This is a genomic window from Tritonibacter scottomollicae (genome assembly GCF_032924845.1).
Taxonomy (GTDB): domain Bacteria; phylum Pseudomonadota; class Alphaproteobacteria; order Rhodobacterales; family Rhodobacteraceae; genus Epibacterium; species Epibacterium scottomollicae.
The window spans coordinates 2,020,770-2,045,735 of sequence record NZ_CP136704.1 but is presented as its reverse complement, the minus strand read 5'-3'; the positions used below and the strand labels follow the sequence as shown (position 1 = coordinate 2,045,735).

Below are 24,966 nucleotides of genomic sequence, written 5' to 3'. Positions count from 1 at the left end.
ACCTTCATTTCCGGCTATTGCTTGGGTTTGAGTGTTGATGAGACTGGTTAACAAACCCTTTCGGGGTTAGTGCAAATTGACGTAAAAGTGTCGACAAGGGGGCTGATATGCCATTTTCCGCCGATCGCGCCGAGGTTCTGGGCTTAAAGGCGCTGAGCTGGCTGGCGAGCAACGATGACCTGTTGCCAGTGTTTCTCGGATCCAGTGGCGCGTCGATCTCGGACCTGCGGGATCGGGTGGGGGATCCCGACTTTCTCGGGGCCGTGCTGGACTTTCTGCTGATGGATGACGCCTGGGTCGTGGCATTCTGCGACAGCGAGGATGTGGCCTATGCGTCGCTGGTCGAAGCGCGGGCGATGCTGCCCGGGGGTGAACAGGTCCATTGGACGTGATAAGCGCCGCGCCGACGTCTCTTCCAACCGAGGACCTTCCATGACCATCTCTGCGCTTCTTTTCGACAAGGACGGTACGCTGTTCGATTTTGCCCGCACCTGGAATGGCTGGTCGATGTCGATGCTCACCAATCTCGCGCAGGGCGATACCGCGCGTTTGGCTGCCATGGCCGAGGCCGTCAGCTATGATCTCGAAGCGCGCGCCTTTCGCCCGGACAGCCTGGTGATTGCCGGGACCAACGACGAGGTGGCAGAGGTTCTGTCGCCCCATGTGCCCGATATGGATGTGGCAGAGCTGGCGCAGTACCTGATCCGGACCGCGGCAGAAGCAGATCTGGCACAGGCGGTGCCGCTGGCCCCCTATCTGGAGGCGTTGCGCGATGCGGGGATGAAGCTTGGTGTGATGACCAATGACGGCGAACATTCCGCCCGCCGTCACTTGACCCGCTCCGGTGTGCTGGATCACTTCGACATGGTGATTGGCGCAGACAGCGGCTTTGGCGCCAAACCGGATCCCGATCCGCTGCTGGCCTTCTGCACGGCGGTGGGCGTGGCCCCCGCGCAAACCGCGATGGTCGGTGACAGTCGCCATGACCTCATCGCCGGGCGCGCGGCGGGCATGCACACGGTGGGGGTGCTGACTGGCATGGCCACCAAAGAGGACCTCGCGCCGCTGGCGGATGTGGTGCTGCCGGATATCGGCCATATCCCGGCCTGGCTCGCCCGTTAACGCGGTCTTCATGCGCTGATGACCGGCATGTGCCGACCTGAATGCGACATGCTGTGTCGGTAATGGACAGGTGTGTCTGGTGCCTGCTGCGGCAGAGTGAATGGAGGGCGATATCCATTTCACCACAGGAGGCACCATGTCGGAGACAGTTGCGCGCAAACGTCGCGGTGGCGGCAGAGCAGGGGCCGCGGCCCGTCGCGGATCCGCCACGCTGGAGCAGATGCCGTGGAATCCTCCGACCAATATCGACCGCCCCACGGAGCCACTGACTGAGGAGGGCATTGCCGCCATTCATGATGGTGCGATGCGCATTCTCGAGGAGATCGGCGTGCAGTTCCTCAACAACGAGGCGCTGGAGATTTTCAAACAGGCCGGCGTCAAGGTCGAGGGCGAGCTGGTCCGCATGGACCGCGACTTTGTGATGGAGATGGTGGGTAAGGCTCCGCGCGAGTTCACCCTGACGCCGCGCAACCCGGATCGTGCCATCCGCGTCGGCGGCAATACCATGCTGTTCGGCAATGTCTCCTCGCCGCCGAACTACTGGGATGTGGAGCTGAACAAGAAGATCCCCGGCACCCGCGAACACTGCCGCAACCTTTTGAAGCTGACACAGTATTTCAACTGCATTCACTTTGCGGGCGGCTATCCGGTGGAACCTGTCGATCTGCATCCTTCGGTGCGCCACCTCGATGTGCTTTATGACAAGCTGACGCTCACCGACAAGGTGATGCATGCCTATTCGCTGGGCAAGGAGCGGGTCGAGGACGTGATGGAGATGGTGCGCATCGCTGGCGGTCTCAGCCATGCGGAGTTCGACGCCAAGCCGCATATGTACACCAACATCAACTCCACTTCGCCGCTGAAGCATGACGAGCCGATGATCGACGGCTCGCTGCGGCTGATCCGGCGCGGCCAGCCGGTGATCGTGTCGCCTTTCACGCTGGCGGGCGCGATGGCGCCGGTGACCATGGCGGGCGCGGTGGCGCAGTCACTGGCCGAATTGCTTTGTGCGATCGCCCTGTTCCAATACGTCGCCCCCGGCGTGCCCTGCGCCATCGGCACCTTTACCTCCAATGTGGACATGAAATCCGGCGCGCCCGCCTTTGGCACCCCGGAATACATGCGCGCCACCCAGATGACCGGGCAGATGGCACGATTCTACGGCCTGCCGATGCGCTCCTCCGGGGTCTGTGCTGCCAATGTGCCGGACGGCCAGGCAATGTGGGAGACCTCAAATTCGCTCTGGGCGGCGGTGCAGTCCGGCACCAATATGGTCTACCACGCCGCGGGCTGGCTGGAGGGCGGGCTGATCGCCAGCCCGGAGAAATTCATCATGGACTGCGAAGTACTGCAGATGATCCAGCGCTACATGGACCCGGCAATCAACGCCACCGGCCCGGATGAGATTGCGCTGGAGGCGATCCGCGAGGTGGGTAACAACGGCCATTTCTTCGGCACACAGCACACCCAGGACCGCTACGCCACGGCCTTTTATCAGCCCTTCCTGAGCGATTGGCGCAACTATGAGGCCTGGGAGGCCGCTGGCGGTGTCTGGACTGCCGAGCGGGCACATACGATGTTCAAGGAGATCATCGCAGAGTTCGAGGAACCACCGCTGGACCCCGCAATCCGCGAGGAGTTGGCGGCCTTTGTGGACCGTCGCAAGGCCGAGGGCGGTGCTCCGACCGATTTTTGACGGCCTGTCGCCGCCGGTTCGCGTTCAGCAACTTTAGCCGGTTTTCGGCCTCTCCTGGACAGTATTCCTTTGGAACGCCTGCGTGTTTTGGTATAATCAGCCATAACAAGCATGTTTTGGGATGGTCGAGGACGAGTTTAGAACGCGGTGTCGCGCATTGTTGCCAGGGCGAACCCAGAGTTCGAACACAGCACTACCGATGACAGCTAGAAGACCGTAGGCGAGACCCTGCGGGTTTTTTATTTTGCGTTAGCTTTGCTGTGTGTCGGGAGGTTTCAAAGCTGGGAAAACCCTTTATCAGAAAACAGCGATAGAAGAATATTCGGTCTTTCTTAAGCATGTAGGCGGTAGAAAAGGCTGAGGTGAATTAGGGAACGGCCGTATGCACGGTTTGATCAACAGGGCAGTTCAGGCTTTTGTCATCAGCACCTACGGTGATAAACGCTGGGGCGAAATCATGGACGACAGCGAGCTCGGATTTTCCGAGTTCGAGGCTATGCTTGTGTATCCCGAAGACCAATCCTCGCGCATGCTGCGCGCGCTTGAACGTAACCTGCAACGCCCGCTTGCTGAAATTCTGGAGGACGTCGGCACGTTTCTGGTGTCCAATCCGCAGGTGGAAGCGTTGAGACGTCTACTGCGCTTTGGCGGCGTGAATTATGTCGAGTTCCTGCATTCGCTCGATGATCTGCCGGACCGCGCTCGGCTGGCGGTGTCCGACCTGCATTTGCCGGGGTTGGAGTTGATTGAACAGGCGCCCGGCCAGTTCGATCTGCTGTGTCAGCCGGGGGTGCAGGGGTATGCGCAGGTGATGACCGGCGTATTGCGCGCCATGGCGGATGACTATGGGGCCTTGGTGATTCTCGACCAGTCCGGCACGCGGGATGGTGCGGATGTGATCTCCATCACGCTGATCGAAAGCGAGTTCGCCGAGGGGCGGGCCTTTGACCTGGGGGCGCATTCACTATGATGACCTTTGACGATCTGGCAGGGCTCGCCAGTCAGGTGTGCCCGATGCATGTGATGATCGATGCCGAGGGCACGGTGACCAGCCATGGCCCGACCTTGCTTAAACTGTGTGATGGCGACGACTGGAAAGGAAAGTCCTTCTTCGACGTTCTCGACCTGCAGCGCCCGCGCTGGGTCAAATCCATCTCCGACCTGCTCGAAACGGCTGGCTGCAAACTGCATTTCCAGCTGCGGGAGGCGCCGCACACCCGCATGAAGGGCGTATTGGTGCCGCTGCCAGACGGGCAGGGCGCATTTATCAACCTGTCATTCGGGATCTCGGTTCTGGATGCGGTGCGCGATTTCAACCTGACCAGCCAGGATTTCTCGCCCACCGATCTGACCATCGAGATGCTCTATCTGGTGGAGGCGAAATCCGCCGCGATGGAGGCCTCGCGCCAGCTGAACCTGCGCCTGCAGGGCGCCAAGATCGCGGCCGAGGAACAGGCCTTTACCGATACGCTGACGGGGCTGAAAAACCGCCGCGCCATGGATCACGTCTTGAACCGCCTGATCAGTGGCGGGCGCGATTTTGCGCTGATGCATGTGGATCTGGATTTCTTCAAGTCGGTGAACGACACCTTTGGTCACGCGGCTGGCGACACGGTGCTGCAGCGGGTCGCGGCCATCATGGTCGATTGCACCCGCAAGTTTGATACGGTCGCGCGGATTGGCGGCGATGAATTCGTCCTGGTGTTTGAAGGGCTTATGGATCGCAACCGCCTGCAAGATCTGGGACGCCGCCTGATCACGCGTCTCGAAGAACCGATCATGTATGGCGTGGACGAATGCCGGATCTCCGCATCCGCCGGAACGACCCTCTCCACCGAGCTTGCGAATCCCGATCCCGCGGCATTGCTGCATCAGGCGGATGTGGCACTCTATGCCGCCAAACGGGCCGGACGCGCGCAGCACATGTTCTATGCTCCGGGGCTTGAGGCTGAGATGGTCGAGCACGACACCAAATCGGCCTGAACAATCTACAGGCGTGACGCAGGAGACACCCCGGTTGCCGTCCCGGCACCAGTGGATCGGTTCTGTGTGTGCTGAGCCGTGAGAATTGGACTGGTCAAAGTGCCCTATATTGGAGCTTTTCTATGGGCTGCCATTCGGTAGGCTGTTGAAAACCCTCAGCCAATGCGGAGCACAGCCATGTCCAGCCAACATCCGGAAGCCGAAGCCTCGCGCATCCTGCCCAGCGTCTGCCCGCTGGATTGTCCCGACACCTGCAGCCTCAGCGTCGAGGTCACGGGCGATCAGATCACCGCCGTGCGGGGCTCCGAGGCCAATCCCTTTACCGCCGGGGTGGTCTGCAACAAGGTCACCCGCGCCTATCCGGATTTCGTGCACGGCCCCGCCCGTCTGACCCATCCGTTGCGCCGTGTTGGCCCGCGCGGATCGGACGAGTTCGAGCGCATCAGCTGGGACGCGGCGCTGGATCTGGTGGCAGAGGGCTTTACCGCCGCCATCAACGCGCATGGGCCCCAGTCGATCCTGCCGCTGAACTACGCCGGCCCGCATGGCGAGCTGGCCGGTGGCTCGCTGGACCGGCGGTTCTTTTATCGCCTTGGCGCCACACGCATGAACCGCGGCCCGCTCTGTGGCGGGGTGCGCAGCCTTGCCTATGAGAGCCTCTATGGTAACGCCCCCGGCATGCCGCCGGAACAGGCCGCACATTCGGACCTGATCGTGGTCTGGGGCAACAATGTCACCGTCTCCAACCTGCATCTGACCCGCGTGGTCAAAGCCGCCCGTGCCAAGGGCGCACGGCTGGTGGTGATCGACCCCAAGCGGATCAAGCTCGCACAGCAGGCGGATCTCTACCTGCAGGTCAAACCCGGCACCGATGTGGTTTTGGCCCATGGCATCGCCGCCGAACTGGAGCGGCGCGGCGCCTTCGACAACGGCTTTATCGCGCAGTGGGTGCAGGGCGCGGAGGCATATATGGCGGAGGCACGCAGATATACCATTGCCGAAACCGCCCGGATCTGCGGCCTTGACGAGGGCGACATCCTGCAACTGGCCGACTGGATGCAGGTGGCGGACCGCATGGCCACCTCCACCGGTAACGGCATGGAGCGTGGGCGCTCCGGCGGTTCCGGCCTGCGCGCGGCGATGGCGCTCAATGCGCTGCTGGGCCAGCACGGGCGGCTCGGGGCCGGGGTGGTGGCAAAGTCCGGTCTCGCCTCGCCCAAGACTCGGGCGCGGCTGCAGGGCGATCACCTGATCGATCCGGCGACACGGGTGGTCAACATCCTTGATGTGGCGCGGCTGATGCTGGACCGCGACCAGCCCACGCCGATCGACGCGGTGATGATCTACAATCACAACCCCATCGCCACCCATCCCGATCAGGCCCGCATGATCGCGGCGCTGAGCCAGCCGGAGATCTTCACCGTCGGCTGCGATGTGGTGATGACCGACAGCATGGCCTATTGCGACGTGATCCTGCCTGCCGCCACGCATTTCGAACATGACGAGATCTTTGCCGCCTATGGCCAGAACTACGTGCAACGCGCCGCGCCGGTGATCGCGCCGGTGGGCGAGAGCTTGCCCAACACCGAGATCTTCCGCCGTCTGGCGGCGCGCTTCGGCTACACCGAAGCCGCCCATCAGGCCAGTGACGCGCAGCTGATGGATGACGCGATGGACGCCAGCCATCCGCAGTTCGAGGGCCGCCCGCCAAGCCAGATGCCCACCGACCGCGCGCTGGAAATGCAGGCACAGGACGGCACTGCGCTGATCCTCTGCGATACAGTGCAGCCCGACACCCAAAGCGGCCGGATCGAGCTGTTCAGCGATGCCCTGCAGGCGGAGACCGGCTTTGGCGTGCCGCGCTTTGATCCGGTGCCGCAGGACCTGCCGCTGGTGCTCATCACCCCCAGCTCCGACAAGCGCATCAACGCCACCTTCGGCAGCGCGCCGCTCTCTGCCGGTCCCGAAAGCATCGAGGTGCACCCAGAGGATGCCGCCGCGCGCAGGCTGCAGGATGGCGACACGGTGGAGGTTTCGAACACCCGCGGCAGCGTCACCTTCCGCCTCAAGGTCTCGGACGCGATGCAACGCGGCGTGGTCTACGCGCCCAAGGGCACCTGGCGCATCAGCTCCGCCACGGGTCTCACGGCCAATGCGCTGATCCCGGTGGAGGTGCGCACGGATATCGGCGACGGCGCCTGTTACAATGAGACCTTCGTGGAACTGCGCGCCTTCGCCGGTTTGCAGGCCGCCGAGTAGGCGAAGGCACCTCACGACAGACAGGACAGGACCGGGCCTCGCGCCCGGTCTTTGCTTGTTGCGCCATTGGCAGGGCGTTACGCTCTCTTCCAGCACATACTCACCGGACCAATTGATGCCTAAACCCACGCCTGCCTTCATGCCGGACCGCGCCTCTGCAGTGCCGATGTTCGAGCAGATCTGCGTCTCCTTCCGCGCCCGCATCCGCTCCGGCGCGCTTGAAACCGGCGCGCGGCTGCCTGCAACCCGGGCCTTGGCGCAGGATCTGGGCGTGGCGCGCGCCACTGTGGTCACCGCCTATGAACAGCTGGTGGCGGAGGGCTATCTCGCCTCCCGTCGCGGCTCCGGCTACACGGTTTGCGCCATGGGTGAGGTCGAACTGTCCCCGGGCGCGCGCGCCACCGCGCCCCCGGAATTGACCGAGCGCGGAGATCTGCTGTTGGAGGCAGGCCAGCCCGACATGCGGCTGTTTCCGCACCGCGCTTGGGCCAAATGCGTCGCCCGCCTGTGCCGCACCCGGCCAGAGGACATGCTCAGCGGCTGTGGCCGCTTTGGCCACCCGGAGCTGCGGCAGGCCATCGCGACCCATGTGCGCGACTGGCGCGGCATCGCGGCGCGTCCGGACCAGGTGCTGGTGACCTCCGGCGCGACCGAGGCGCTGGACATCTGTCTGCATGCGCTGGCCACTGCCGAGGGCGCGGTGGGGGTGGAGGATCCGGGCTTTCCCCCGATCCGCCGCTTTGCCGAGGCGCAGGGCCGCTGCACCCGCGATCTGGCGCTGGACCCACAGGGGGCGGAGCTGCCGACTCCCGGCGATGGCACCGATGTGGTGGTGCTGACGCCCTCGCATCAATACCCGCTGGGCGGCGCGATGACAGCGGGGCGACGGCAGGACTTTGTGCGCTGGGCGGCGCAGTCGCAGGGCTGGATCATCGAGGATGATTACGATTCGGAATTCCGCTACGCGGGCCGCCCGATCCCGGCATTGGCGGGCGTCGACGGGCAGGGGCGCACGGTCTATATCGGAAGCTTTTCCAAGATATTCTCCAACAGCCTGCGCATGGGCTATATCGTGGCCCCCGATGGGCTGATCGACCGGCTGGCACAGGCGATGCGCGCCAAGGGGGCACGCGCCAGCGCCATGCCGCAGGCGGCCCTGGCGGAGTTCATGCAGCAGGGTGAGTTCTATCGGCATCTGCGCCGGGTGCGCCGGATCTACGCGGAGCGCCACCGCAACCTGATCGAGTCCCTGCGGGCCGGGTTTGGCGATGTGGGGCATGTGGTGGACCATCAGGCCGGCATGCAGGTGGTTTTGCATCTTCATGCCGCATTTGCGGACAGGCCAATCGTAGCCGCCGCCCGCGCCGAAGGGGTCGGGGCCGAGGCGCTTTCGGCCTACAGCCGCCGCGCGGGCGCCTGCAACGGCGTGGTTCTGGGCGCTTGCCTCAATGATCTGGACGAACAGGCAGAGGCCCTGATCCGCCTGCGACGGGCCATTTCCTCAACAGGATAATCCCCGTCGCGCCTGCGTATAGATCGTATGTGAGTGGTGGGATGCGCCAGCTTTTCGAAAAGGAAAAGTGGTACTCCGTAGGGGAATCGAACCCCTCTTTCCAGGTTGAAAACCTGGCGTCCTAACCGATAGACGAACGGAGCACTCTTGGTGTGAGCGGGTGTTTACTGAAGGTGGCCCAACCGCGCAAGAGGAAATCTGCCCAAAGTGCAAAGTTTTTACGACAGGGGGCAGGGCGTGAGATTCATAGTGAAACCAAGCGTTTAACGTGACGCGCGACATGTTTCACGCGGCATTGCATCGCGCAGTGTGCGGGATGTTTGCTCGATAACTACGGGGGAGAAAGTGGTACTCCGTAGGGGAATCGAACCCCTCTTTCCAGGTTGAAAACCTGGCGTCCTAACCGATAGACGAACGGAGCACTCTTGGTGTGAGCGGGTGTTTAGGGTTTTGCGTCGCAGGCCGCAAGCGAAAAAAACGCGGGCGGCGCAAAATTCTTATCCACAGGCGGCTGGAGGGCGCTGACCTCGCCCTTTGACGCCATGTCAGGCCTCGGCGGCGTCCTCCAACCGCAGTTGCGCGCTCTGGCGGCCACCCCAGGTGTTCACCTCCAGCCGTCCGGCCACATGAAACCGCGCGCCACCATGCTCCAGCAGGCGCGGCCCCAGCGCGGTGTCAAAGGCCCCAAAGGCGATGGCGTCGATATTGCCGCCCATGCCATCGGTAAAGCTGACCTTGAGATGCGATTCGCCCACCCGTTTGGCGAATCTCACCGCCATGTCGGGAAAGCCGTAGCGCGGGGCAGGGGCGCCAGCGCCAAAGGGTCCGGCCTTTTCGATCTGTTCGATCAGATCCACGGTGGCCGCGCCCGGCATCAGCATGCCGTCGAGCTTCAGATCGGAGGGCCCGAGGTCTCCCGCGCCCTGTTTCTCCAACAGCTCCGCCAGCCGCGCCATGGCTGGTTCCAACTGGTCGCGCGCCACGGTCAGCCCTGCCGCCATCTTGTGGCCGCCGCCCTTCAGCAACAGCCCTTCCATCGCCACCCGCTGGATCGAGGCGCCAAGGTCGATGCCGGACACCGAGCGGCCAGAGCCCTTGCCCTCATCGCCATCAAGGCCGATGACAATGGCGGGGCGACCTGTGGCCTCCTTCAGGCGCGAGGCGACGATGCCGACCACGCCCGGATGCCAGCCTTCGCCCGCCGCCCAGACCAGCGGCGCGTCAAAGCCACGCTCCTCGGCCTGTTCCAGGGCGGCAGCGCGCACGGCGTTTTCAATGTCGCGGCGCTCGGTGTTGAGCTGATCCAGCCGTTCGGCCAGCGCGGCGGCCTCATGCGGGTTCTCCGTCGACAACAGTCGCGCACCGAGATCCGCCTTGCCGATCCGTCCGCCGGCGTTGACGCGCGGGCCCAGCAGGAACCCGAGGTGATAGGTCGAGGGCGCCGAATCCATCCGGCTCACATCCGCCAGCGCCACCAGCCCGGGGCGCTGGCGCTGTCCCATTACCTTCAGCCCCTGACGTACCAACGCCCGGTTGGCGCCGATCAGCGGCGCCACATCAGCCACGGTCGCCAAGGCCACCAGATCCAACATCGCCATCAGGTCCGGCCCTGCGCCAAGACCCTTTTCGCGGGCCTGACGGCGCACCTCGACCAGCATCAGGAACACCACGCCGGCAGCGCAGAAATAGCCCAGATCGCCATCCTCGTCCTGCCGGTTCGGGTTCACCACCGCCACGCAGTCGGGCAGGGTCTCGCCGCCGAGGTGGTGGTCTAGCACCACCACATCCGCGCCCTTGGCCGCGGCGATCGGCCCGTGCGAGAGCGTGCCGCAGTCGACGCAGACAATCAGGTCGTGATCGCGCGCCAGACCGGCCATGGCGGCGTCATTGGGACCATAGCCCTCGTCGATCCGGTCTGGAATATACAGCGTCGCCTGCTGCCCCATCTGCCGCAGATAGACCATCAGCAGCGCCGCCGACGACCCGCCATCCACGTCATAATCGGCAAAGATCGCAATCCGCTCGCGCCGTTCCACCGCCTGCAGGAAACGTGCGGCAGCGGTCTCCATGTCCTTCATCCGACGTGGATCCGGCAGCAGCTCCTTCAGTTGCGGCGTCAGGAACCCGGTGGCCTCATGCGCGGGCACCCCGCGCCGTGCCAGCACCTGGCAGACGGCGGCGGGCAGGCCGGTTTCTTGCGCCAGATGCTCACCCGCGCGGGATTGATCGACGCCGGGGCCCAGCCAGCAGCGCCCGGTCAGAGAGGTCTCGACACCCAGAAAACTCAAATCCGCACTCCCGTTATGTGCAAAGGCCGGACCCGTGCGGGACCCGGCCTTTCATCTTTTCCCAAATACCTAAATCCCGACCCCAGCTGCAAGCGCTGAGGCCGAAGCGGGATTACTGATGCGCGCTTAGCGGCGTGCGGTAGGTCATGCGCCGCACCGATCCGGTCTTGGAGCGCATCAACAACGTGGTCGTCTCAACCCAGCCCGGCTGGCGCTTGATGCGCGGCAGCAGCGAACCGCCGGTCACCCCGGTGGCGGCAAAGATCACGTCCTGCGTCACCATCTCGTCAAGGGCATAGATGCGGTCCAGATCGGTGATGCCGGCCTTGGCGGCACGGCCACGCTCGTCATCGTTGCGGAACAGCAGCCGGCCAAAGATCTGCCCGCCCATGCATTTCAGTGCAGCCGCCGCAAGCACGCCCTCCGGTGCGCCGCCGGAGCCCATGTACATGTCGATGCCGGTGGTCTCGGCCTCGGCGCAATGCATCACGCCGGCCACGTCGCCATCGGTGATCAAGCGGATGGAGGCACCGGTTTCGCGCACCTCGGCGATCATCGGCTCGTGACGGGGGCGTTCCAGAATGCAGACGGTGATGTCGGAGGGGGCGCAGCCCTTGGCCTTGGCCAGCGCCTCGACCCGCTCGCGCGGCGACATGTCCAGTGACACCACGCCCTCGGGGTAGCCCGGGCCGATGGCCAGCTTGTCCATATAGGTGTCGGGCGCGTGCAGCATGGAGCCGCGCGGCCCCATTGCGATCACGGTGAGCGCGTTGGGCATGTCCTTGGCGGTCAGCGTGGTGCCTTCCAGCGGATCCAGCGCGATGTCGACGCCGGGACCATTGCCGGTGCCCACTTCCTCGCCGATGAACAGCATGGGCGCCTCGTCCCGCTCGCCTTCACCGATGACCACCACGCCGGCGATGTCCAGCAGGTTGAGCTGTTCGCGCATGGCGTTCACGGCGGCCTGGTCGGCGGCCTTTTCGTCGCCGCGCCCGATCAGCGGGGCAGAGGCCAGGGCGGCCTGTTCGGCAACCCGGGCGAGGCCCAGGGACAGCAGGCGGTCGTGAAACGGCGCGTCGGCGGTGGTCGAAGTCATTCCCAGTATTCCTATCTCAAACTAGCGCGATCCCATTTGGCATAGCCCGGCCGCCCCCATCGGGGCAAGGCGCGGGCGAAGCTGGTGTCGCTAACAGTTACGCATATGGTTCGGTCTTGCGCGGGCCGCCGCCGAGGCGATCAGGGCCCGCGCGCTTTGCCCCCTATAGAGGGGAAATGTCACAGCTCTTCGATGCGCAGCGCCACCGGTGCGCCCTCGACAACGCCGGTTGCAGCCAGCCCCTCCAGCGCCTGTTCCAGCATTGCGGAGGTGCATTTGTGGGTCACGATCAGCACCGGCGCGATGGTGGTAGCATGGTCGTACTGGCGCATGCGGTGGATCGACACGCCCGCATCACCAAGCGCCGAGGCCACCTTGGCCATGGCACCGGGCTTGTCCTGCAGCGCCATGCGCACGTAATGCGGCGCGGGCAGGCCGGTCTGTGCCGCCGGGGTCTCTTCCAGCGTTGCGGCAGGCTGGCCAAAGGTCGCGATGCGCAAGCCGCGCGCAATGTCCAGAACATCGCCCATCACCGCGCTGGCGGTGGGGCCTTCACCGGCACCGGGGCCGCGCAGCACCACCTGTTCGATGGCGTCGCCTTCGATCACCACCATATTGGTGCCGCCCTCCAGCTGGCCCAGCGGCGAATTCGCTGGCACCAGACAGGGGGTCATACGCTGCTCCAGCCCGCGGGCAGAGCGCTGCGCCACGCCCAAAAGCTTGATCCGGTAGCCCATGTCGGCGGCGTGGCGGATGTCCTCGATGGCGATGCGCTGGATGCCTTCCAGCTTCACATTGTCAAAGGCTGGTTTGGTGCCAAAGGCGATCGAGGCCAAGAGCGCCAGCTTGTGACCGGCGTCGATGCCGCCCACGTCCAGCGTCGGGTCGGCTTCGAGAAAGCCCAGGTCATCGGCCTCCTTGAACACGGTCGCATAGGGCAGGCCGGCGGTTTCCATCCGGGTCAGGATGTAGTTGCAGGTGCCGTTCATCACCCCCATGACGCGGGTGATCTCGTTTCCCGCAAGCCCCTCGGTGAGGGATTTGATCACTGGGATGCCACCGGCCACGGCAGCTTCAAAGCGGATCACGCGGCCATTGGCCTCGGCCTGTTCGGCCAGCGCCTGACCGTGAATGGCCAGCAGCGCCTTGTTTGCGGTGACCACATCCTTGCCCGCCGCCAATGCGGCCTCGGTGGCGCGTTTGGCGGCGCCCTCGTGGCCGCCCATCAGTTCGACAAACACATCCACGTCATCGCGGGTGGCCAGCGCCACCGGGTCGGTCTCCCAGGCGTAGTCTTTCAGCGAGACGCCGCGATCCTTGGTGGCGTCACGGGCGGAGACGGCGGTGATCACCACCGGGCGTCCCGTGCGGGCCTCCAACAGGGCAGCATGGCGGCGGATGATTTTCACCACGCCCATGCCGACCGTGCCCAAACCTGCAATCCCCAGTCGAAGCGGTTCAGTCATAGTGGAGGTCCTTATTGTATTGGCGGTCTATGGGTTCGCAGTCGCCTTAGCGGCTCTGGCCCGCTGGTGCAATGTTCAACGCGGCCAAACCCTGCCTCAGGGCTGACGGCGGCGTAATTCCTCGGCCCGGCGGCGCAAACGGGCCGCACGGGCATCAAGCGTATCCGACAGCTCGGCGCTTTCCTCTTCGGGCAGCGGCTGCTGTGCCAGGGCGGTGTCGAGCGGCAGCAACCTGGGGTAGGGCTGTTGGCGCAGATCCGCGGGCAAGCGGTCCTCAAGCTGCGGCACGCGCGAACAGCCCGCCGTCAGGGCCAGCAGTGCGCAGGCCGACAGAACCACACGGCGCGCCGCCACAGGTGCAGGCGCAGAGAGCATCAGGGTGGTCAGTTTGGCGGGGATGGACATACCAAGCTTTCTGTCTGGAGTTTCGCCCTTGATGCACAAATGCGCCTGTGGGTACAAGTTAATCTGCGCGGGCTGCCGTGCCGCTTTTATCTGAACAAATGTTCAGTTACCTTGAGCATATGGCACGTACTCAAGGTTCCCATTCAGACATCACCGGCCCCCGCATCCGTGCGGCCGCGCAGGAGCTGTTTGCCCGCCACGGCTATGCCGCCGTCTCCATGCGCCAGATTGCGGGCGCGGTGGGGGTGCAGGCAGGCGCGCTCTATAATTACACCGCCGACAAGCAGAGCCTGCTGTTCGATCTGATGCAGGCACATATGGAGGGGCTGTTGTCCGCATGGGCGACAGAGCAGGTGCCTGAGGATGTGATGGGGCAGTTGGAGGGCTTTGTGCGGTTTCACATCCGCTACAACCTCGAACGCCCGGATGCGGTGTTCATCGCCTATATGGAGCTTCGCAATCTCACCGAGGAGAATTTTGCCCATATCGAGGATCGCCGCCGCGCCTATGAGGATCAGCTTGAAGGCATCCTGAAGGCCGGCGTGGCGCAGGGGCTGTTCCGGGTGCCGGATACCAAGATCGCTGCCTTGGCGGTGATTGCGATGCTGAACGGGGTGCTGACCTGGTACCGCGACGGTGGGCGGCTGTCGCTGGTGGAGGTCGAGACGCTCTACTGGGACATGGTGCGCAAATCGGTGGGGGTGTAGGCCACATGGCACTGTTGGCCTTGCAGTCGGAACGGTTACGGGCGGTTTCCGTCGCGCGACTGTCGCCACAGGATCGCGAAGCGCTGTTCGAGCCCGAAGTGGTTACCTATCTGCCGAACGGTTTTCAGGGGCTGGAGACGGATGCCGCACGTTGTGCGCTGCTGGACGGGGTGCAGCAGGAGGCCGAGGTGGTGGCGCTGTCAACCCGGGCCGGCGAGGTGATCGGACTGTTGATCCTGTCGCATGGGGCTGCGGGAGATCGGCTGCGTCATCTCGGGTATCTCTTTGTCCGAGCGGCCTGGGGGCAGGGATACGCCAGCGAAATGCTGCGCGCGCTTCAGGACCTGTATCGTGGCCAGTCGGTGGTCCTGTCCGGTGGCGTGATGGCGGACAACGCCGCCTCTGCCCGGGTTCTGCAAAAGAACGGCTTCGTGCCGGGGGTGCCGAACGAGGCAGGTGAGGTCACCTATACCTGGGATGCGGAACGCGGTTGAGGGTGCCAAGCGGAGCGCTTCCGCGCGCTTTTATTCTGCAGGGGGCGCGGTGATGGCTGTTGGCGGGCGCAGAGCCTGGCGCTGGTGTTGCAAAGCAGGGCTGCTGAGACGGTCCTGAGGGGCAGGTCTGCCCTCAGGAGCCGCGTTCAAGTTTTTTTGAGGTTGGGCGCGTCAAGGGCACGCCGCCCGTGCCGGGCGGGGCCGTTGGCCCCCTTGACCCGATGCGCGGGTGTCGTGGGTGATTGCGACATAGAGAGTGAGCAGCGCTGGAGCGCCGCTCACAAGGAAAAGTGGGTACCGGTTTTCCCCGATCAGAGGGCGGGCCGCGCCGCTCACAGGGACAAGTGGATACCGGTTTTCCCGATCAGAGGGCGGGCCGCGCCGCTCACAGGGACAAGTGGATACCGGTTTTCCCGATCAGTGAGCGGGCCTAATAAACGTCCCGTTGCGCAGCTCGGCAAAGGCTTTTTGCAGCTCGGCCTGGGTGTTCATCACGATGGGGCCGTGCCAGGCCACCGGCTCCTCGATCGGGGCGCCGGAGATCAGCAGGAAGCGCACGCCCTCGGGGCCGGCTTGAACGGTGACCTCGTCACCGGTCCCAAAGCGCACCAGCGTGCGGTCGCCGGACATGTCGCGGATGTTGACTTCTTGTCCCGCGACTTCCTTTTCCAGCAGCACGCCGGTGGGGCGGGAGGCATCGGCAAAGGCCGCCTGACCGTCAAAGACATAGGCGAAGGCGCGGCGGTAGGTGTCGATCTTGAAGGTCTTTTTCACGCCTGCGGGGATATAGACATCGAGATATTGCGGGTCGGCGGCGATGCCATCGACCGGGCCGCGTTTGCCCCAGAACTCGCCCACGATCACCTTCACCCGGGTGCCGTCGTCGTCGATCACCTCGGGGATGTCCTTGCCCTGCACGTCCTGATAGCGCGGTGCGCACATCTTCTGGCTGCCGGGCAGGTTGCCCCAGAGCTGAAAGCCATGCATCTGGCCCTTGGTGTTCCCGCTCGGCATTTCTTGATGCAGGATGCCGGACCCGGCGGTCATCCACTGCACATCGCCCGCGCCAAGGCTGCCGGTATTGCCGAGGCTGTCGCCATGCTCGACAGCGCCTTCCAGCACATAGGTGATGGTCTCGATGCCGCGATGGGGATGCCACGGAAACCCTTGTTGGTAGAGCTCCGGGTGATCATTGCGAAAGTCGTCAAACAGCAGGAACGGGTCCAGCTCGCTGGGGTCCTGAAAGCCGAAGGCGCGGTGCAGATGCACGCCAGCGCCCTCCATCGTGGGTTGGGCGGCGCGTGTTTCCAGAATGGGGCGCAGTGACATTTGGATCTCCTGATGAGAGGTTTCATCACAAAAGATAGGCTGCGCGGGGCGATGGGAAAATCTGCGGTGGCTCACCGGGGCTGTGCGTATGCGCAGGGCTGGAGCGGCGCTTGGCGTCGCCGAAGCCATTGGGGCGCTGTTGATGCTCGGATCGGCGGCTGTGCTTGGCGATCGATGCTGTGGGCCGCGTCAGCAATCGCGGCTGGGTGGCCGCCCCCGACCTGAACCGGGAGCGACCAATGATGGGTGTCGTGAGGCTTACTCTGCCGGACGTTCTGCCGCGTCGCCGGTGGCGGGCAGATCAGCCGGATCCGCCTTGGGTGTGAACAGGCCGGTCCAAGCGTAGAAAATGCCAAACACCGGGGCCAGCCAGCAGGCGAAGGACAGCGGGATATAGAGCAGGTTCTCCAGGTTGCCCTCGGAGATGCCCAGCGCCAGCGCCGAGATCACGAATGCACCGCCTGCGTTCCACGGGATCAGCGGCGAGATGATGGTGCCGCCTTCTTCGGTGGCGCGTGCAAGGTTCAGGCGCGAATAGCCCATACGGTCATAGACCGGCTTGAACATGCGGCCCGGCAGTGCGATCGACAGATAGGGGTCGCCCGCGACGGTGTTGGTTGCCATCGACGACAGGATCGCCGAGGTCTGCAGGCCTGCGATGGTCTTCACCCGTCTGGTCAGGACCTCGATGATCGCCGCCAGACAGCCGGTGCGCTCCAGCGCGCCACCAAAACCAAGCGCGATCAGGATCAGCGAGATGGTCCACATCATCGACTGGATGCCGCCCCGGTTCATCAGCGCATCCATCGCCTCGACCCCGGTTTCGACGGAGTAGCCGTAGTTGGCGTAGGTAAAGATGTCATGCACCGATGCGCCCTGCACGAAGATCGCGATCAGCGAGGCCACCACCACGCCAATGAACAGGGTCGGGATTGCCGGCATTTTCATCATCGCCAGCGTCACCACCAGCAGCGCCGGAAGCAGCAACCATGGGGTGATGTCAAACGATCCGTCCAGCGCGCCCTTGAAGCTTTCGATGCGCTCGAAGGAGGGCTTGCCCTCACCGAGGCTGAAGCCGACGATCGTGTAGATCAACAGTGCGATCAGCATGGCCGGAACCGTGGTGGGCAGCATGTTGCGAATGTGGTCGAACAGATGCGTGTCGGTGACCGCAGGGGCCAGGTTGGTCGTGTCCGACAGCGGCGAGACCTTGTCGCCGAAGAACGCGCCGGAGACCACGGCAGCGGCGGTCCAATAGGCCGGGATATCAAACCCCTCGCCAATGCCCATCAGTGCCAGGCCAACGGTGCCGACGGTCCCCCAGGAGGTCCCAAGCGCCAGTGACACGATCGCACATAGGATCATGCCGGCGGCCAGGAACAGCTGTGGCGACAGGATCGACAGGCCATAGTAGATCAGGGTTGGAACCGTACCCGACGCAATCCAGGTGCCGACGATCATGCCGACAAGGATCAGCACCGACACCGCCGGAAAGGAGACCGCGATGACGTGGAACGCGCCTTTTTCGATCTCGTCCCAGGTCAGACCCTCGATGAGCCCGACAACCGCGGTCAGCGCGATGCCGATCGCCAGCGGAATATGCGGCGTGAAATCCCCGAAGTAGAAGATCTGAACCGCAAGTATGCCCAGCGTCAGAATGATCGGCACCAGCGCCAGCCCGATCGATGGGCGGATATCTGTTTTTTGTAATGGCATTAAGTATGTCCTCTCTGTTGTTGTCCGACCCGGTGTCATCCGAAGACAAGACCGGAGCGGGATTGCGCGTTCTTGGCGTCAGTTTGTCCGGGGCAAGGCCGGTGTGGTCACGGAAACATCTTCAAAGGCGTGGCCCGCACGGTTGGCCGGGCGAACGCCGCCCAATGATGCGGGCCCTGCCCATGGCCTGCCGTCGCGGCGCCCTAAAGGCATCGCGCGCAAGAGTGCAGCGGCGTGCCGCGGCACCATGCTGTCACCATGGACCCCACTGGCCGATGTGTCCAATGTGTCTATCCGCGTGTCTCTGCGCGCAGCAGGGTGCGGGGCGCTGCGGGGCTGGTGCTGGCCGAACATGTTCATCAGATCTTCCTCAGTCGTCGTGCCGGGTTAGGCGCTCTTGAGCCAGCTGGCTGTCTCGGAAACGTCGGATGGGGCAGGGCGCACGCCATCGACAAGGTCACACAGCACCTGCGCGGCCCCCGCCGCCATGGTCCAGCCAAGCTGCCCGTGCCCGGCGTTGAGCCAGACATTCGGCGTGTTGCGCAACTGGCCGATATAGGGACGCCCGCTCGGGGTGCTGGGGCGCAGCCCGGCCCAGTGGCGGGCCCCGTCAAGATCCACGGCGCCGGTGAAATGCCGGGCCACGTAACCGTCCAGATGTGCTGCGCGGTCGGCCCGTGGGCTGCTGTCATGGCCCGCAAACTCGGCAATCCCCGTCACCCGCAGCCGATCCCCAAGCCGGGTCACCGCCACGAGGTTGGTTTCGTCCACAAAGGGGCGCTGCGGGATGCGGCTGTCGTCAAGGATCGTATAGGTGGCGGAGTAGCCCTTCACCGGGTAGATCAGCGGCCGCACGCCAAGTGATGCCGTCAGCGCCGGGGTGCCGGTCCCGGCCGCGACCACCAGCTGATCGCAGGCAATCTCGCCGGATGGCGTCTGGACCGCCTGCACCCGCCCCTCTGCGCGCCGAAACCCGGTCACGGATGTGCCGTAGCAAAAGGTCACGGTGGTGTTCTGCTGCAACCATTCCGCCAGGGCCTGGGTGAAGCGATGGCAGTCGCCCTTGCTGTCGACGGATGACACCAGCCCGCCCCGCAAGGTGCCCTCAAAGGCGCGCAGGGCAGGGTCGCGCTGGGTCAGCTCTGACGCGCTCAGCGGCACAAACCCCTGATCCCCGTCCGACAGGCTCTTGACCCGCGCATGATAGGCCGCGCGATCCCCGTACAGATAATACGCCCCGTCATGATCCTGATCGAAGTCCAGACCCGTGGCCTGTTCGAGATCTTGCAGCATCCGACGCCCATGTCGCGATAGCCGTGCCATGGCATCGGAATGGGTCGCATGGGCGCGGGCGGTGCAATGGCGCAGGAAGGCCAGCCCCCAGCGCCAGAGGTCCGGGTCCAGCAGCTTGCTGATTTTCACACTGGGCGCGCGCCCCAGAACCGCACCAAGCATCTGGCGCGGCGCCGCAGGCCCGGCCCAGCTTTCCGCATGGCCGACAGCGATGATCCCGGCATTGGCATAGCTGCAACCGGACGCCGGTGCCTCCGCCTGATCTATGACAGTCACCTGATGGCCTCGCATGGCAAGGTGGTAGGCGGTGGTCAGCCCCACAACGCCCGCGCCAATCACGGCAAAACGCTGGCCACTGTCCTGTTGGTCATGCATACTTTCATCCAAATCGCTCAGAGCCGGTGCATATAGGCAGTTTTTGGTAAAATAAGAAAAATCATGTCTCAAACAACAAAAAAAGACTCATCTTCTCTTTCAACTGCATTGGCCCCCTTGCTCGACGACAGTGAAAAAGAGCGCATCCGCAGCGAACTCGGCAGGCGTGTCAAAGGTTTACGCAGCTCGGCAGGGATGACGTTGGAACAGGCCTCCGAACGCACCAGCCTTGCGGTTTCGACCATCTACAAGATCGAAAACGGCAAAGTGTCCCCCAGTTTCGAGAATCTCTTGCGACTCGCACGGGGCTACGGCGTCGGCTTGGAGAAGCTGATCGCAGAGCCGGAAGATGAGGTCAGCACCACCCGTCTGACCGTCACCCGCGCGGGGCAGGGCCGGTCTGTCGAAGGCAAGGTCTACGACTACGAGGTGCTCTGCAACGGGCTGACGGGCAAGAAGATCATTCCGCTGATCGGCACCATCAGCGCCGCCGGAGACACATCGCCCGCGCATCTGGACCGCCATGACGGCGAGGAGCTGCTGTTTGTGCTCTCGGGCGAGGTCGAACTGCTGGTGGAGCATTACGAGCCGGTCATTCTCACCGCCGGGGACTGCGCCTATTACGACAGCACCATGCGGCACGGTGTGCGCAGCACCGGGCCCGAGGAGGCCCGCGTGTTCTGGGCCTGCACCCATATCAACGGTCTGGACTAAGGCGCGGCCCGGAGGGAGGCCGGATCTGCGCGGGCGAACCGATGCGGGCGGCTGCCCTCCATACCATGATCGGGCCGCTGAACGCGTATCGTCCGTTCAGGCGCAAAAGGGCTGTTAGATCCGGCTGTTTTTCGCTAACCCTCCGTCATTGACCTGAGGGAGAGCAATCCATGACCAGCCTGCACGGCTCTGACGAGATTTTTGCCACGGTGGAGGCGTCACCGTCGCGCCGCGTGATCGGTGTGTCGCTGCTGGGCGGATTGGGGTTGATGACCCTCTATGTCGCCATGTCGAGCACGCCGGGTCTGGCTTGGCAGGCGTTCCTGCTGGCGGTTTCCGGTGGGTCGCTGTGGATGGGCTATCGCATGTGGCAGGCCACTGCCCACCGGATTGAGCTGACCGCCCAAGGGCTGCGCTGCTCTGACGGGACCGAGATCATCCGGATCAAGGATCTCGATGTGCTGGATCGCGGTTTCTTCGCGTTCAAACCCTCCAACGGGTTTCTGATGCGCAGCAAGATCACCGGCGAGCGCTGCTGGTATCCCGGCCTCTGGTGGCGCATGGGGCGGCGCATTGGTATCGGCGGTGTAACACCGGGCTCGCAGACCAAAACCATGACCGAAATCCTCGCCGCGATGATGGTAGAACGCGACGCTGGCTGAGGGGCTGGTCGTTGCTGGCAGACCTGTCGGGTTATCCGGCCAAGCTGCGTTCCGTGCGCGCCTTGACCAGCTCCAGGATCACGTCGTGGAAATCGTCAAAGAAAAAGTTGTGCCAGAATTCGGCGTAAGCTCCCATGCCTGATCCATCATAGGTCCAGGTGGTCAAGGAAAGCCGCGTTTTGCCGCCGTGGTCTTCGAGGACATATGCGCCGCGCAAGACATCAAAATGCTGGCCGCCCACCTTTACATGCGGGTCTTCGATATCCTCGGGGGCCCAACCGTCTGGAAACTCAAAATCCCATGCAATGCGCCGATTAGGTTCATATGCGGTGATCCGCTCCAGAAAATGAATGTCGTCTCCCCAGTGGGAATGCCGCACGGCACCGTCTGATCTCTCCTCCCAAACGGCCGCCGTGGGTTTCGGTACCCCAAGCAGATGTGAGCTGCGCGTGGGGATCTCGTCTGGCGAAATATCCGGAATGGATTTGAGCATCTGAAACACCACCGCAGGCGGCGCGTCGATCAGGATCGAGTCCGAGATCTCATATACAGTTGGACCCGTTGGCAGCATATCCAGCAGAACGATGGCCAAAACCGGCAGGCTTGCGGCGCTCAGGGTGCTCTTTGAGAATGTCTTCCAGCGGTCATAGCTGAGATATAAAACGCCCCCGAGCAACGTGCCAAACAGGATCGGGATCAGGGCCATTGTGATGCAGATCAGCCCCTCAAGACCGCTCACCAAAGAGCCGAGCAGGGACAGGAGCATGACGAACAACAGCCATGCGATCGACTTGCCAAACGTCTTGAGCGAATTCTTGGGGCGGAACCACATGATGATGAAGCCCGCCAGGGCGGGAAACCCCAAAAGATACGTAAAACCGACAGGGTCGATCATGACCACGGTAATGGCGGCAAGGCCCAATATACCCGCGGCCAGCGCAATGGCGGGTGCCAGTATCCGGAGTGTATTTGACAGCATCTCTAGTGCGAACTTTCTCTGACCTGCTGAAAACAGGCATAAATTCATACGGTTCAATATACGTCCAACGCCCGAAATCAGCCCGGACTGAACGCGGCGGCCACCGGTCATGCATGTGTTAAACCAAAATCCATGAGGAGGGAACGCGACCTTTGGTGCGATCATCGGGACTTGACGCACGCCCGGACACAGCCTAAGCGAGGCTTCAGGGGCGCAGACCCCCGCCGCCCGCTGGCCTTTGGCCTTGGTGAAGTTCTGCAGACATCTCTGTCTATCGATCATCCTCCACGCATTTCGCGCGGGTGGTAATGCGGGTCCCATCCTGTTCTTGCGCGACACCTGCAAGAGGAGATCGGGGATATGACATCTTCCCCCACCAACCATTTTCTGACCGGACGATTGGGTCCGATCTATGCCAAGACCGCTCTGCCCATCATTTTTGTGATGGGGATGAACGGCTGCCTGACCGTGGCAGATGCCTTGTTTCTGGGGCATTTCGTCGGGCCGGAGGCGCTGGCCGCCGTGACCCTGATGTTTCCCGCCTACATGCTGGTCGTGGCGCTGGCGACGTTGGTGGCCAGCGGCATGTCCAGCCGCCTTGCCCGGCACCTCGGCGCGGATGAGACCGCGGCGGCGCAGGCGGATTATGCCGGCGCGCACGGTTTGGCGCTGGCGGTCTCGGTCGCGCTGATGCTGGCCTTTGTGCTCTGCGGCAATGCGGTGACGCAGGCCGCCGCCGGGGGCGATGCGGCGCTGGCCGCCATGGGCCACACCTACCTGCGCATCACCGTGGGCTGCACGCCGTTGTTGTTTGTGCTGTCGGTCAATTCCGACGCGCTGCGCAACGAGGGGCGCGCGGGGCTAATGGCGCTGATGAGCCTTGTGGTCTCGCTTTCCAACATCGCCTTCAACTACCTGCTGATTGCCGAGGCGGGGCTGGGCGTTGCGGGCTCGGCGCTGGGCACCGCCCTGGCGCAGGCCTTGGCGCTCGCCTTGATCTTGGTGTTTCGCCTGCGCGGCAAGACCGTATTGACCCCCGCCGTGTTGCGACAGCAGAGCCTTCTGGCAGGCTGGGGGCGGATGCTGGCCCTTGGCGCGCCACAAAGCCTCAATTTCATCGGCATCGCCTTGGGGGCGGCGGCGATCATGGCGGCACTGCAATGGGTTGCGACGCCGGATTACGCCCAGATCGTCACCGCCTATGGGGTGATTACCCGGCTGCTGACCTTCAGCTTCCTGCCGCTTTTGGGGCTGTCCTATGCGATGCAAAGCATCACGGGCAATCTTTATGGCGCAGGCGCGCACGGGCGGGTGCGTCAGAGCCTCAGGCTCGCCTGCATGATGGCGCTGCTCTATTGCGCCACCATGCAGGCCACGCTCAGCCTCGGGGCGGCGCATATCGCGGGCTGGTTTGTCACTGACCCCGGCGTCATCGCGCAGGTTGCGCGCATCCTGCCCATTCTTGGCGGCTTGTTCACCCTCGCGGGGCCGCTGATGATGGTGGCGATGCATTTCCAGGCCATCGGGGACGCGGCGCGTGCGGCGCTGTTGGGACTGGCGAAACCCTATCTCTTCTCGATCCCGCTGACGTTTGCTCTGGCGGCACACTGGGGGGAACTGGGCATCTGGCTGGCCGCACCGATGGGGGAGGCGGCGCTGTTGCTGCTGACGCTTCTGGTGGTGCTGGACCTGCGCCGTCGTGGCAGAGTGCTGCCCATCAATCAAGCGCCGGAGGGCACCCCATGAGACAGGACTTGCCAACCCTTGCCCAAGCCAAGGCAACGGCGCGCGAATGGCGCCAAGAACGGGCGCAGCAGGGCGAAGCCCACAGCCACAGCGCGGCGCTTGAACATATCGCACAACAGTTGGGGTTTCGCGACTGGAATGCCTGCGTTGCCACATTGACCCAAGCGGATGCGCGCCAGTTTGCTCCGGGGGAGCGCGTCTCGGGCCGGTATCTGTCGCAGCCTTTCACCGCCCGGATCCTGCGCGCCACCCCGGCGCCGGGGCACCCCGGCTGGCTGCGGCTGGAGCTGCATCTGGACGTGGCGGTGGATGTGGTGACCTCGACGCGGTTCTCGAACCTGCGCCGTCGGGTCACCGGCGTGATTGGCCCTCAGGGCTTCAGCCAGGAAAAGACGTCAGACGGGCAACCGCATCTGGTGATCGACGCAAAAAGGCCTCAGCCCGACCCGTGATGATCACGGCCGGGCTGAGGCCGGACAGACCGCCGTTGCAGCAACAACGGCGGTCTGCTCTTAACTCTCTGCGTTGTCGACCACCTCGTCGTCATGGATGGTGCCATCGCTGACCACAGATCCCTCAAAGGCGATCTGCGAGGCAAAGCGCGGGCGGGAGAAGACGAGATTGTAGATATTGCGTGTGCCAAGACCCACATTGAACGCCGGTTCCACGTCATTCCAGGTTTCGACAACGATGATCCGTTCCTCATCCGGCATCGTCGGCAGCTTGTCCTCGATGTCGACCACCGTCGCGTCGGTCCAGATGTCCATCTGAGCGCCGCGTTCCACGGACCAGTCCACATAATAGCGCGCATCATCCGCGTCCCAGCGGATCACCGAGACCCGCATCGACATGCCAGAGTTGGCGCGCGCCATCATCCGCCCCAGCGTGTAGATGCTGTTGATGTATTCGTCGTTCAGCGCGGTGGTTTCACGCGAGATGAGGTCGGAGACCGTATAGGCGGCCTTGGTGTTCACGGTTTCCTGCCGGAACAGGTCGAACAGGGTAAAGGTGACTGCAAAGACGCCCAGCAGGAAGGGCAGGTAAATTGCGGTTTCGATCGCGATATTGCCGTCTTCGCGGTGCCGAAATCGACGCAGGGTATCTGAAAGCATCTTGAACATGG

At 63.8% G+C, this 24,966-nt stretch carries 22 protein-coding genes and 2 tRNA genes; 13 read left to right on the top strand and 11 right to left on the bottom strand.

Annotated elements, in window-relative coordinates:
* Nucleotides 1-107 precede the first annotated feature (107 nt).
* The 7 genes from R1T40_RS10405 (at nucleotide 108) to pdxR (ending at nucleotide 8,573) form a co-directional block, all read left to right on the top strand.
* Nucleotides 108-392: a DUF3572 domain-containing protein gene (locus R1T40_RS10405; RefSeq protein ID WP_106162204.1), complete on the top strand. Its 285-nt coding sequence runs from the start codon at nucleotides 108-110 to the stop codon at nucleotides 390-392.
* A 40-nt stretch (nucleotides 393-432) separates the two neighbouring features.
* Nucleotides 433-1,122, top strand: coding sequence for an HAD family hydrolase (locus R1T40_RS10400; protein WP_317386871.1), 690 nt, complete (start codon nucleotides 433-435; stop codon nucleotides 1,120-1,122).
* A gap of 136 nt (nucleotides 1,123-1,258) precedes the next feature.
* Complete coding sequence (locus R1T40_RS10395) at nucleotides 1,259-2,818, top strand: trimethylamine methyltransferase family protein (RefSeq protein WP_317386870.1); 1,560 nt, start codon at nucleotides 1,259-1,261, stop codon at nucleotides 2,816-2,818.
* 382 nt (nucleotides 2,819-3,200) lie between these two features.
* Nucleotides 3,201-3,788: a heme NO-binding domain-containing protein gene (locus tag R1T40_RS10390; protein WP_106162206.1), complete on the top strand. Its 588-nt coding sequence runs from the start codon at nucleotides 3,201-3,203 to the stop codon at nucleotides 3,786-3,788.
* Nucleotides 3,785-4,801: a GGDEF domain-containing protein gene (locus R1T40_RS10385; protein WP_317386869.1), complete on the top strand. Its 1,017-nt coding sequence runs from the start codon at nucleotides 3,785-3,787 to the stop codon at nucleotides 4,799-4,801. Before R1T40_RS10390 ends, R1T40_RS10385 begins: the two co-directional genes overlap by 4 nt.
* Nucleotides 4,802-4,978: 177 nt before the next feature.
* The gene (locus R1T40_RS10380) at nucleotides 4,979-7,060 is read left to right on the top strand and encodes a molybdopterin-containing oxidoreductase family protein (protein WP_317386868.1); all 2,082 of its coding nucleotides are present in this window, start codon (nucleotides 4,979-4,981) and stop codon (nucleotides 7,058-7,060) included.
* A gap of 115 nt (nucleotides 7,061-7,175) precedes the next feature.
* Nucleotides 7,176-8,573 (top strand): MocR-like pyridoxine biosynthesis transcription factor PdxR, encoded by a 1,398-nt coding sequence (gene pdxR, locus R1T40_RS10375; protein WP_317386867.1) that lies wholly within the window; start codon nucleotides 7,176-7,178, stop codon nucleotides 8,571-8,573.
* A gap of 68 nt (nucleotides 8,574-8,641) precedes the next feature.
* Here the strand turns inward: pdxR and R1T40_RS10370 are convergent.
* The 6 genes from R1T40_RS10370 to R1T40_RS10345 form a co-directional block, all read right to left on the bottom strand.
* A tRNA-Glu gene (locus R1T40_RS10370) sits at nucleotides 8,642-8,716 on the bottom strand.
* A gap of 203 nt (nucleotides 8,717-8,919) precedes the next feature.
* Nucleotides 8,920-8,994, bottom strand: a tRNA-Glu gene (locus R1T40_RS10365).
* Between the two features lie 124 nt (nucleotides 8,995-9,118).
* Nucleotides 9,119-10,861 (bottom strand): single-stranded-DNA-specific exonuclease RecJ, encoded by a 1,743-nt coding sequence (recJ, locus tag R1T40_RS10360; RefSeq protein ID WP_317386866.1) that lies wholly within the window; start codon nucleotides 10,859-10,861, stop codon nucleotides 9,119-9,121.
* 112 nt (nucleotides 10,862-10,973) lie between these two features.
* On the bottom strand, nucleotides 10,974-11,957 hold the full coding sequence (glpX, locus tag R1T40_RS10355; RefSeq protein WP_106162211.1) for a class II fructose-bisphosphatase: 984 nt from the start codon (nucleotides 11,955-11,957) through the stop codon (nucleotides 10,974-10,976).
* A 179-nt stretch (nucleotides 11,958-12,136) separates the two neighbouring features.
* Nucleotides 12,137-13,423 (bottom strand): homoserine dehydrogenase, encoded by a 1,287-nt coding sequence (locus tag R1T40_RS10350; RefSeq protein WP_106162212.1) that lies wholly within the window; start codon nucleotides 13,421-13,423, stop codon nucleotides 12,137-12,139.
* Nucleotides 13,424-13,519: 96 nt separating this feature from the next.
* Complete coding sequence (locus tag R1T40_RS10345) at nucleotides 13,520-13,828, bottom strand: hypothetical protein (protein ID WP_317386865.1); 309 nt, start codon at nucleotides 13,826-13,828, stop codon at nucleotides 13,520-13,522.
* A 119-nt stretch (nucleotides 13,829-13,947) separates the two neighbouring features.
* On the opposite strand from R1T40_RS10345, the gene R1T40_RS10340 reads away from it, so the two are divergent.
* Both R1T40_RS10340 and R1T40_RS10335 read left to right on the top strand, forming a co-directional pair.
* Entirely contained in the window at nucleotides 13,948-14,535 is a 588-nt protein-coding gene (locus R1T40_RS10340) for a TetR/AcrR family transcriptional regulator (RefSeq protein ID WP_165798083.1), read from the top strand.
* Nucleotides 14,536-14,540: 5 nt separating this feature from the next.
* Nucleotides 14,541-15,029, top strand: a complete 489-nt coding sequence (locus tag R1T40_RS10335; protein WP_317386864.1) for a GNAT family N-acetyltransferase — start codon at nucleotides 14,541-14,543, stop codon at nucleotides 15,027-15,029.
* Nucleotides 15,030-15,446: 417 nt separating this feature from the next.
* Here the strand turns inward: R1T40_RS10335 and R1T40_RS10330 are convergent, their stop codons facing one another.
* The 3 genes from R1T40_RS10330 to R1T40_RS10320 form a co-directional block, all read right to left on the bottom strand.
* Nucleotides 15,447-16,358, bottom strand: a complete 912-nt coding sequence (locus tag R1T40_RS10330) for a pirin family protein (RefSeq protein WP_317386863.1) — start codon at nucleotides 16,356-16,358, stop codon at nucleotides 15,447-15,449.
* Nucleotides 16,359-16,616: 258 nt separating this feature from the next.
* Nucleotides 16,617-18,074 (bottom strand): Na+/H+ antiporter NhaC, encoded by a 1,458-nt coding sequence (gene nhaC / locus R1T40_RS10325; protein ID WP_106162216.1) that lies wholly within the window; start codon nucleotides 18,072-18,074, stop codon nucleotides 16,617-16,619.
* A gap of 387 nt (nucleotides 18,075-18,461) precedes the next feature.
* Nucleotides 18,462-19,742, bottom strand: coding sequence for an FAD-dependent oxidoreductase (locus R1T40_RS10320; protein WP_317386862.1), 1,281 nt, complete (start codon nucleotides 19,740-19,742; stop codon nucleotides 18,462-18,464).
* 108 nt (nucleotides 19,743-19,850) lie between these two features.
* Here R1T40_RS10320 and R1T40_RS10315 point away from each other — a divergent pair, with 108 nt between their 5' ends.
* Nucleotides 19,851-20,456, top strand: a complete 606-nt coding sequence (locus R1T40_RS10315; RefSeq protein WP_394805038.1) for a helix-turn-helix domain-containing protein — start codon at nucleotides 19,851-19,853, stop codon at nucleotides 20,454-20,456.
* A gap of 170 nt (nucleotides 20,457-20,626) precedes the next feature.
* Complete coding sequence (locus R1T40_RS10310; RefSeq protein WP_317386861.1) at nucleotides 20,627-21,118, top strand: hypothetical protein; 492 nt, start codon at nucleotides 20,627-20,629, stop codon at nucleotides 21,116-21,118.
* A gap of 31 nt (nucleotides 21,119-21,149) precedes the next feature.
* Here the strand turns inward: R1T40_RS10310 and R1T40_RS10305 are convergent, their stop codons facing one another.
* Nucleotides 21,150-22,097, bottom strand: a complete 948-nt coding sequence (locus R1T40_RS10305; RefSeq protein WP_317386860.1) for an SRPBCC family protein — start codon at nucleotides 22,095-22,097, stop codon at nucleotides 21,150-21,152.
* Between the two features lie 360 nt (nucleotides 22,098-22,457).
* On the opposite strand from R1T40_RS10305, the gene R1T40_RS10300 reads away from it, so the two are divergent.
* Nucleotides 22,458-23,843 (top strand): MATE family efflux transporter, encoded by a 1,386-nt coding sequence (locus tag R1T40_RS10300; RefSeq protein WP_317386859.1) that lies wholly within the window; start codon nucleotides 22,458-22,460, stop codon nucleotides 23,841-23,843.
* On the top strand, nucleotides 23,840-24,295 hold the full coding sequence (locus R1T40_RS10295) for a glyoxalase superfamily protein (RefSeq protein WP_317386858.1): 456 nt from the start codon (nucleotides 23,840-23,842) through the stop codon (nucleotides 24,293-24,295). The genes R1T40_RS10300 and R1T40_RS10295 overlap by 4 nt, the downstream gene beginning before the upstream one ends.
* Nucleotides 24,296-24,355: 60 nt before the next feature.
* On the opposite strand, the gene R1T40_RS10290 is transcribed toward R1T40_RS10295, so the two are convergent.
* Nucleotides 24,356-24,964, bottom strand: a complete 609-nt coding sequence (locus R1T40_RS10290; protein ID WP_317386857.1) for a TadE/TadG family type IV pilus assembly protein — start codon at nucleotides 24,962-24,964, stop codon at nucleotides 24,356-24,358.
* Between the last annotated feature and the right edge of the window lie 2 nt (nucleotides 24,965-24,966).

What these genes read in the sequence shown, in the direction of transcription:
- R1T40_RS10405 (WP_106162204.1), top strand. Translation starts at nt 108, where the DNA reads ATGCCATTTTCCGCCGATCGCGCCGAGGTTCTGGGCTTAAAGGCGCTG.
- R1T40_RS10400 (WP_317386871.1), top strand. Translation starts at nt 433, where the DNA reads ATGACCATCTCTGCGCTTCTTTTCGACAAGGACGGTACGCTGTTCGAT.
- R1T40_RS10395 (WP_317386870.1), top strand. Translation starts at nt 1,259, where the DNA reads ATGTCGGAGACAGTTGCGCGCAAACGTCGCGGTGGCGGCAGAGCAGGG.
- R1T40_RS10390 (WP_106162206.1), top strand. Translation starts at nt 3,201, where the DNA reads ATGCACGGTTTGATCAACAGGGCAGTTCAGGCTTTTGTCATCAGCACC.
- R1T40_RS10385 (WP_317386869.1), top strand. Translation starts at nt 3,785, where the DNA reads ATGATGACCTTTGACGATCTGGCAGGGCTCGCCAGTCAGGTGTGCCCG.
- R1T40_RS10380 (WP_317386868.1), top strand. Translation starts at nt 4,979, where the DNA reads ATGTCCAGCCAACATCCGGAAGCCGAAGCCTCGCGCATCCTGCCCAGC.
- pdxR (WP_317386867.1), top strand. Translation starts at nt 7,176, where the DNA reads ATGCCTAAACCCACGCCTGCCTTCATGCCGGACCGCGCCTCTGCAGTG.
- glpX (WP_106162211.1), bottom strand. Translation starts at nt 11,957, where the DNA reads ATGACTTCGACCACCGCCGACGCGCCGTTTCACGACCGCCTGCTGTCC.
- R1T40_RS10350 (WP_106162212.1), bottom strand. Translation starts at nt 13,423, where the DNA reads ATGACTGAACCGCTTCGACTGGGGATTGCAGGTTTGGGCACGGTCGGC.
- R1T40_RS10345 (WP_317386865.1), bottom strand. Translation starts at nt 13,828, where the DNA reads ATGTCCATCCCCGCCAAACTGACCACCCTGATGCTCTCTGCGCCTGCA.
- R1T40_RS10340 (WP_165798083.1), top strand. Translation starts at nt 13,948, where the DNA reads ATGGCACGTACTCAAGGTTCCCATTCAGACATCACCGGCCCCCGCATC.
- R1T40_RS10335 (WP_317386864.1), top strand. Translation starts at nt 14,541, where the DNA reads ATGGCACTGTTGGCCTTGCAGTCGGAACGGTTACGGGCGGTTTCCGTC.
- R1T40_RS10330 (WP_317386863.1), bottom strand. Translation starts at nt 16,358, where the DNA reads ATGTCACTGCGCCCCATTCTGGAAACACGCGCCGCCCAACCCACGATG.
- nhaC (WP_106162216.1), bottom strand. Translation starts at nt 18,074, where the DNA reads ATGCCATTACAAAAAACAGATATCCGCCCATCGATCGGGCTGGCGCTG.
- R1T40_RS10320 (WP_317386862.1), bottom strand. Translation starts at nt 19,742, where the DNA reads ATGCATGACCAACAGGACAGTGGCCAGCGTTTTGCCGTGATTGGCGCG.
- R1T40_RS10310 (WP_317386861.1), top strand. Translation starts at nt 20,627, where the DNA reads ATGACCAGCCTGCACGGCTCTGACGAGATTTTTGCCACGGTGGAGGCG.
- R1T40_RS10305 (WP_317386860.1), bottom strand. Translation starts at nt 22,097, where the DNA reads ATGCTGTCAAATACACTCCGGATACTGGCACCCGCCATTGCGCTGGCC.
- R1T40_RS10300 (WP_317386859.1), top strand. Translation starts at nt 22,458, where the DNA reads ATGACATCTTCCCCCACCAACCATTTTCTGACCGGACGATTGGGTCCG.
- R1T40_RS10295 (WP_317386858.1), top strand. Translation starts at nt 23,840, where the DNA reads ATGAGACAGGACTTGCCAACCCTTGCCCAAGCCAAGGCAACGGCGCGC.
- R1T40_RS10290 (WP_317386857.1), bottom strand. Translation starts at nt 24,964, where the DNA reads ATGTTCAAGATGCTTTCAGATACCCTGCGTCGATTTCGGCACCGCGAA.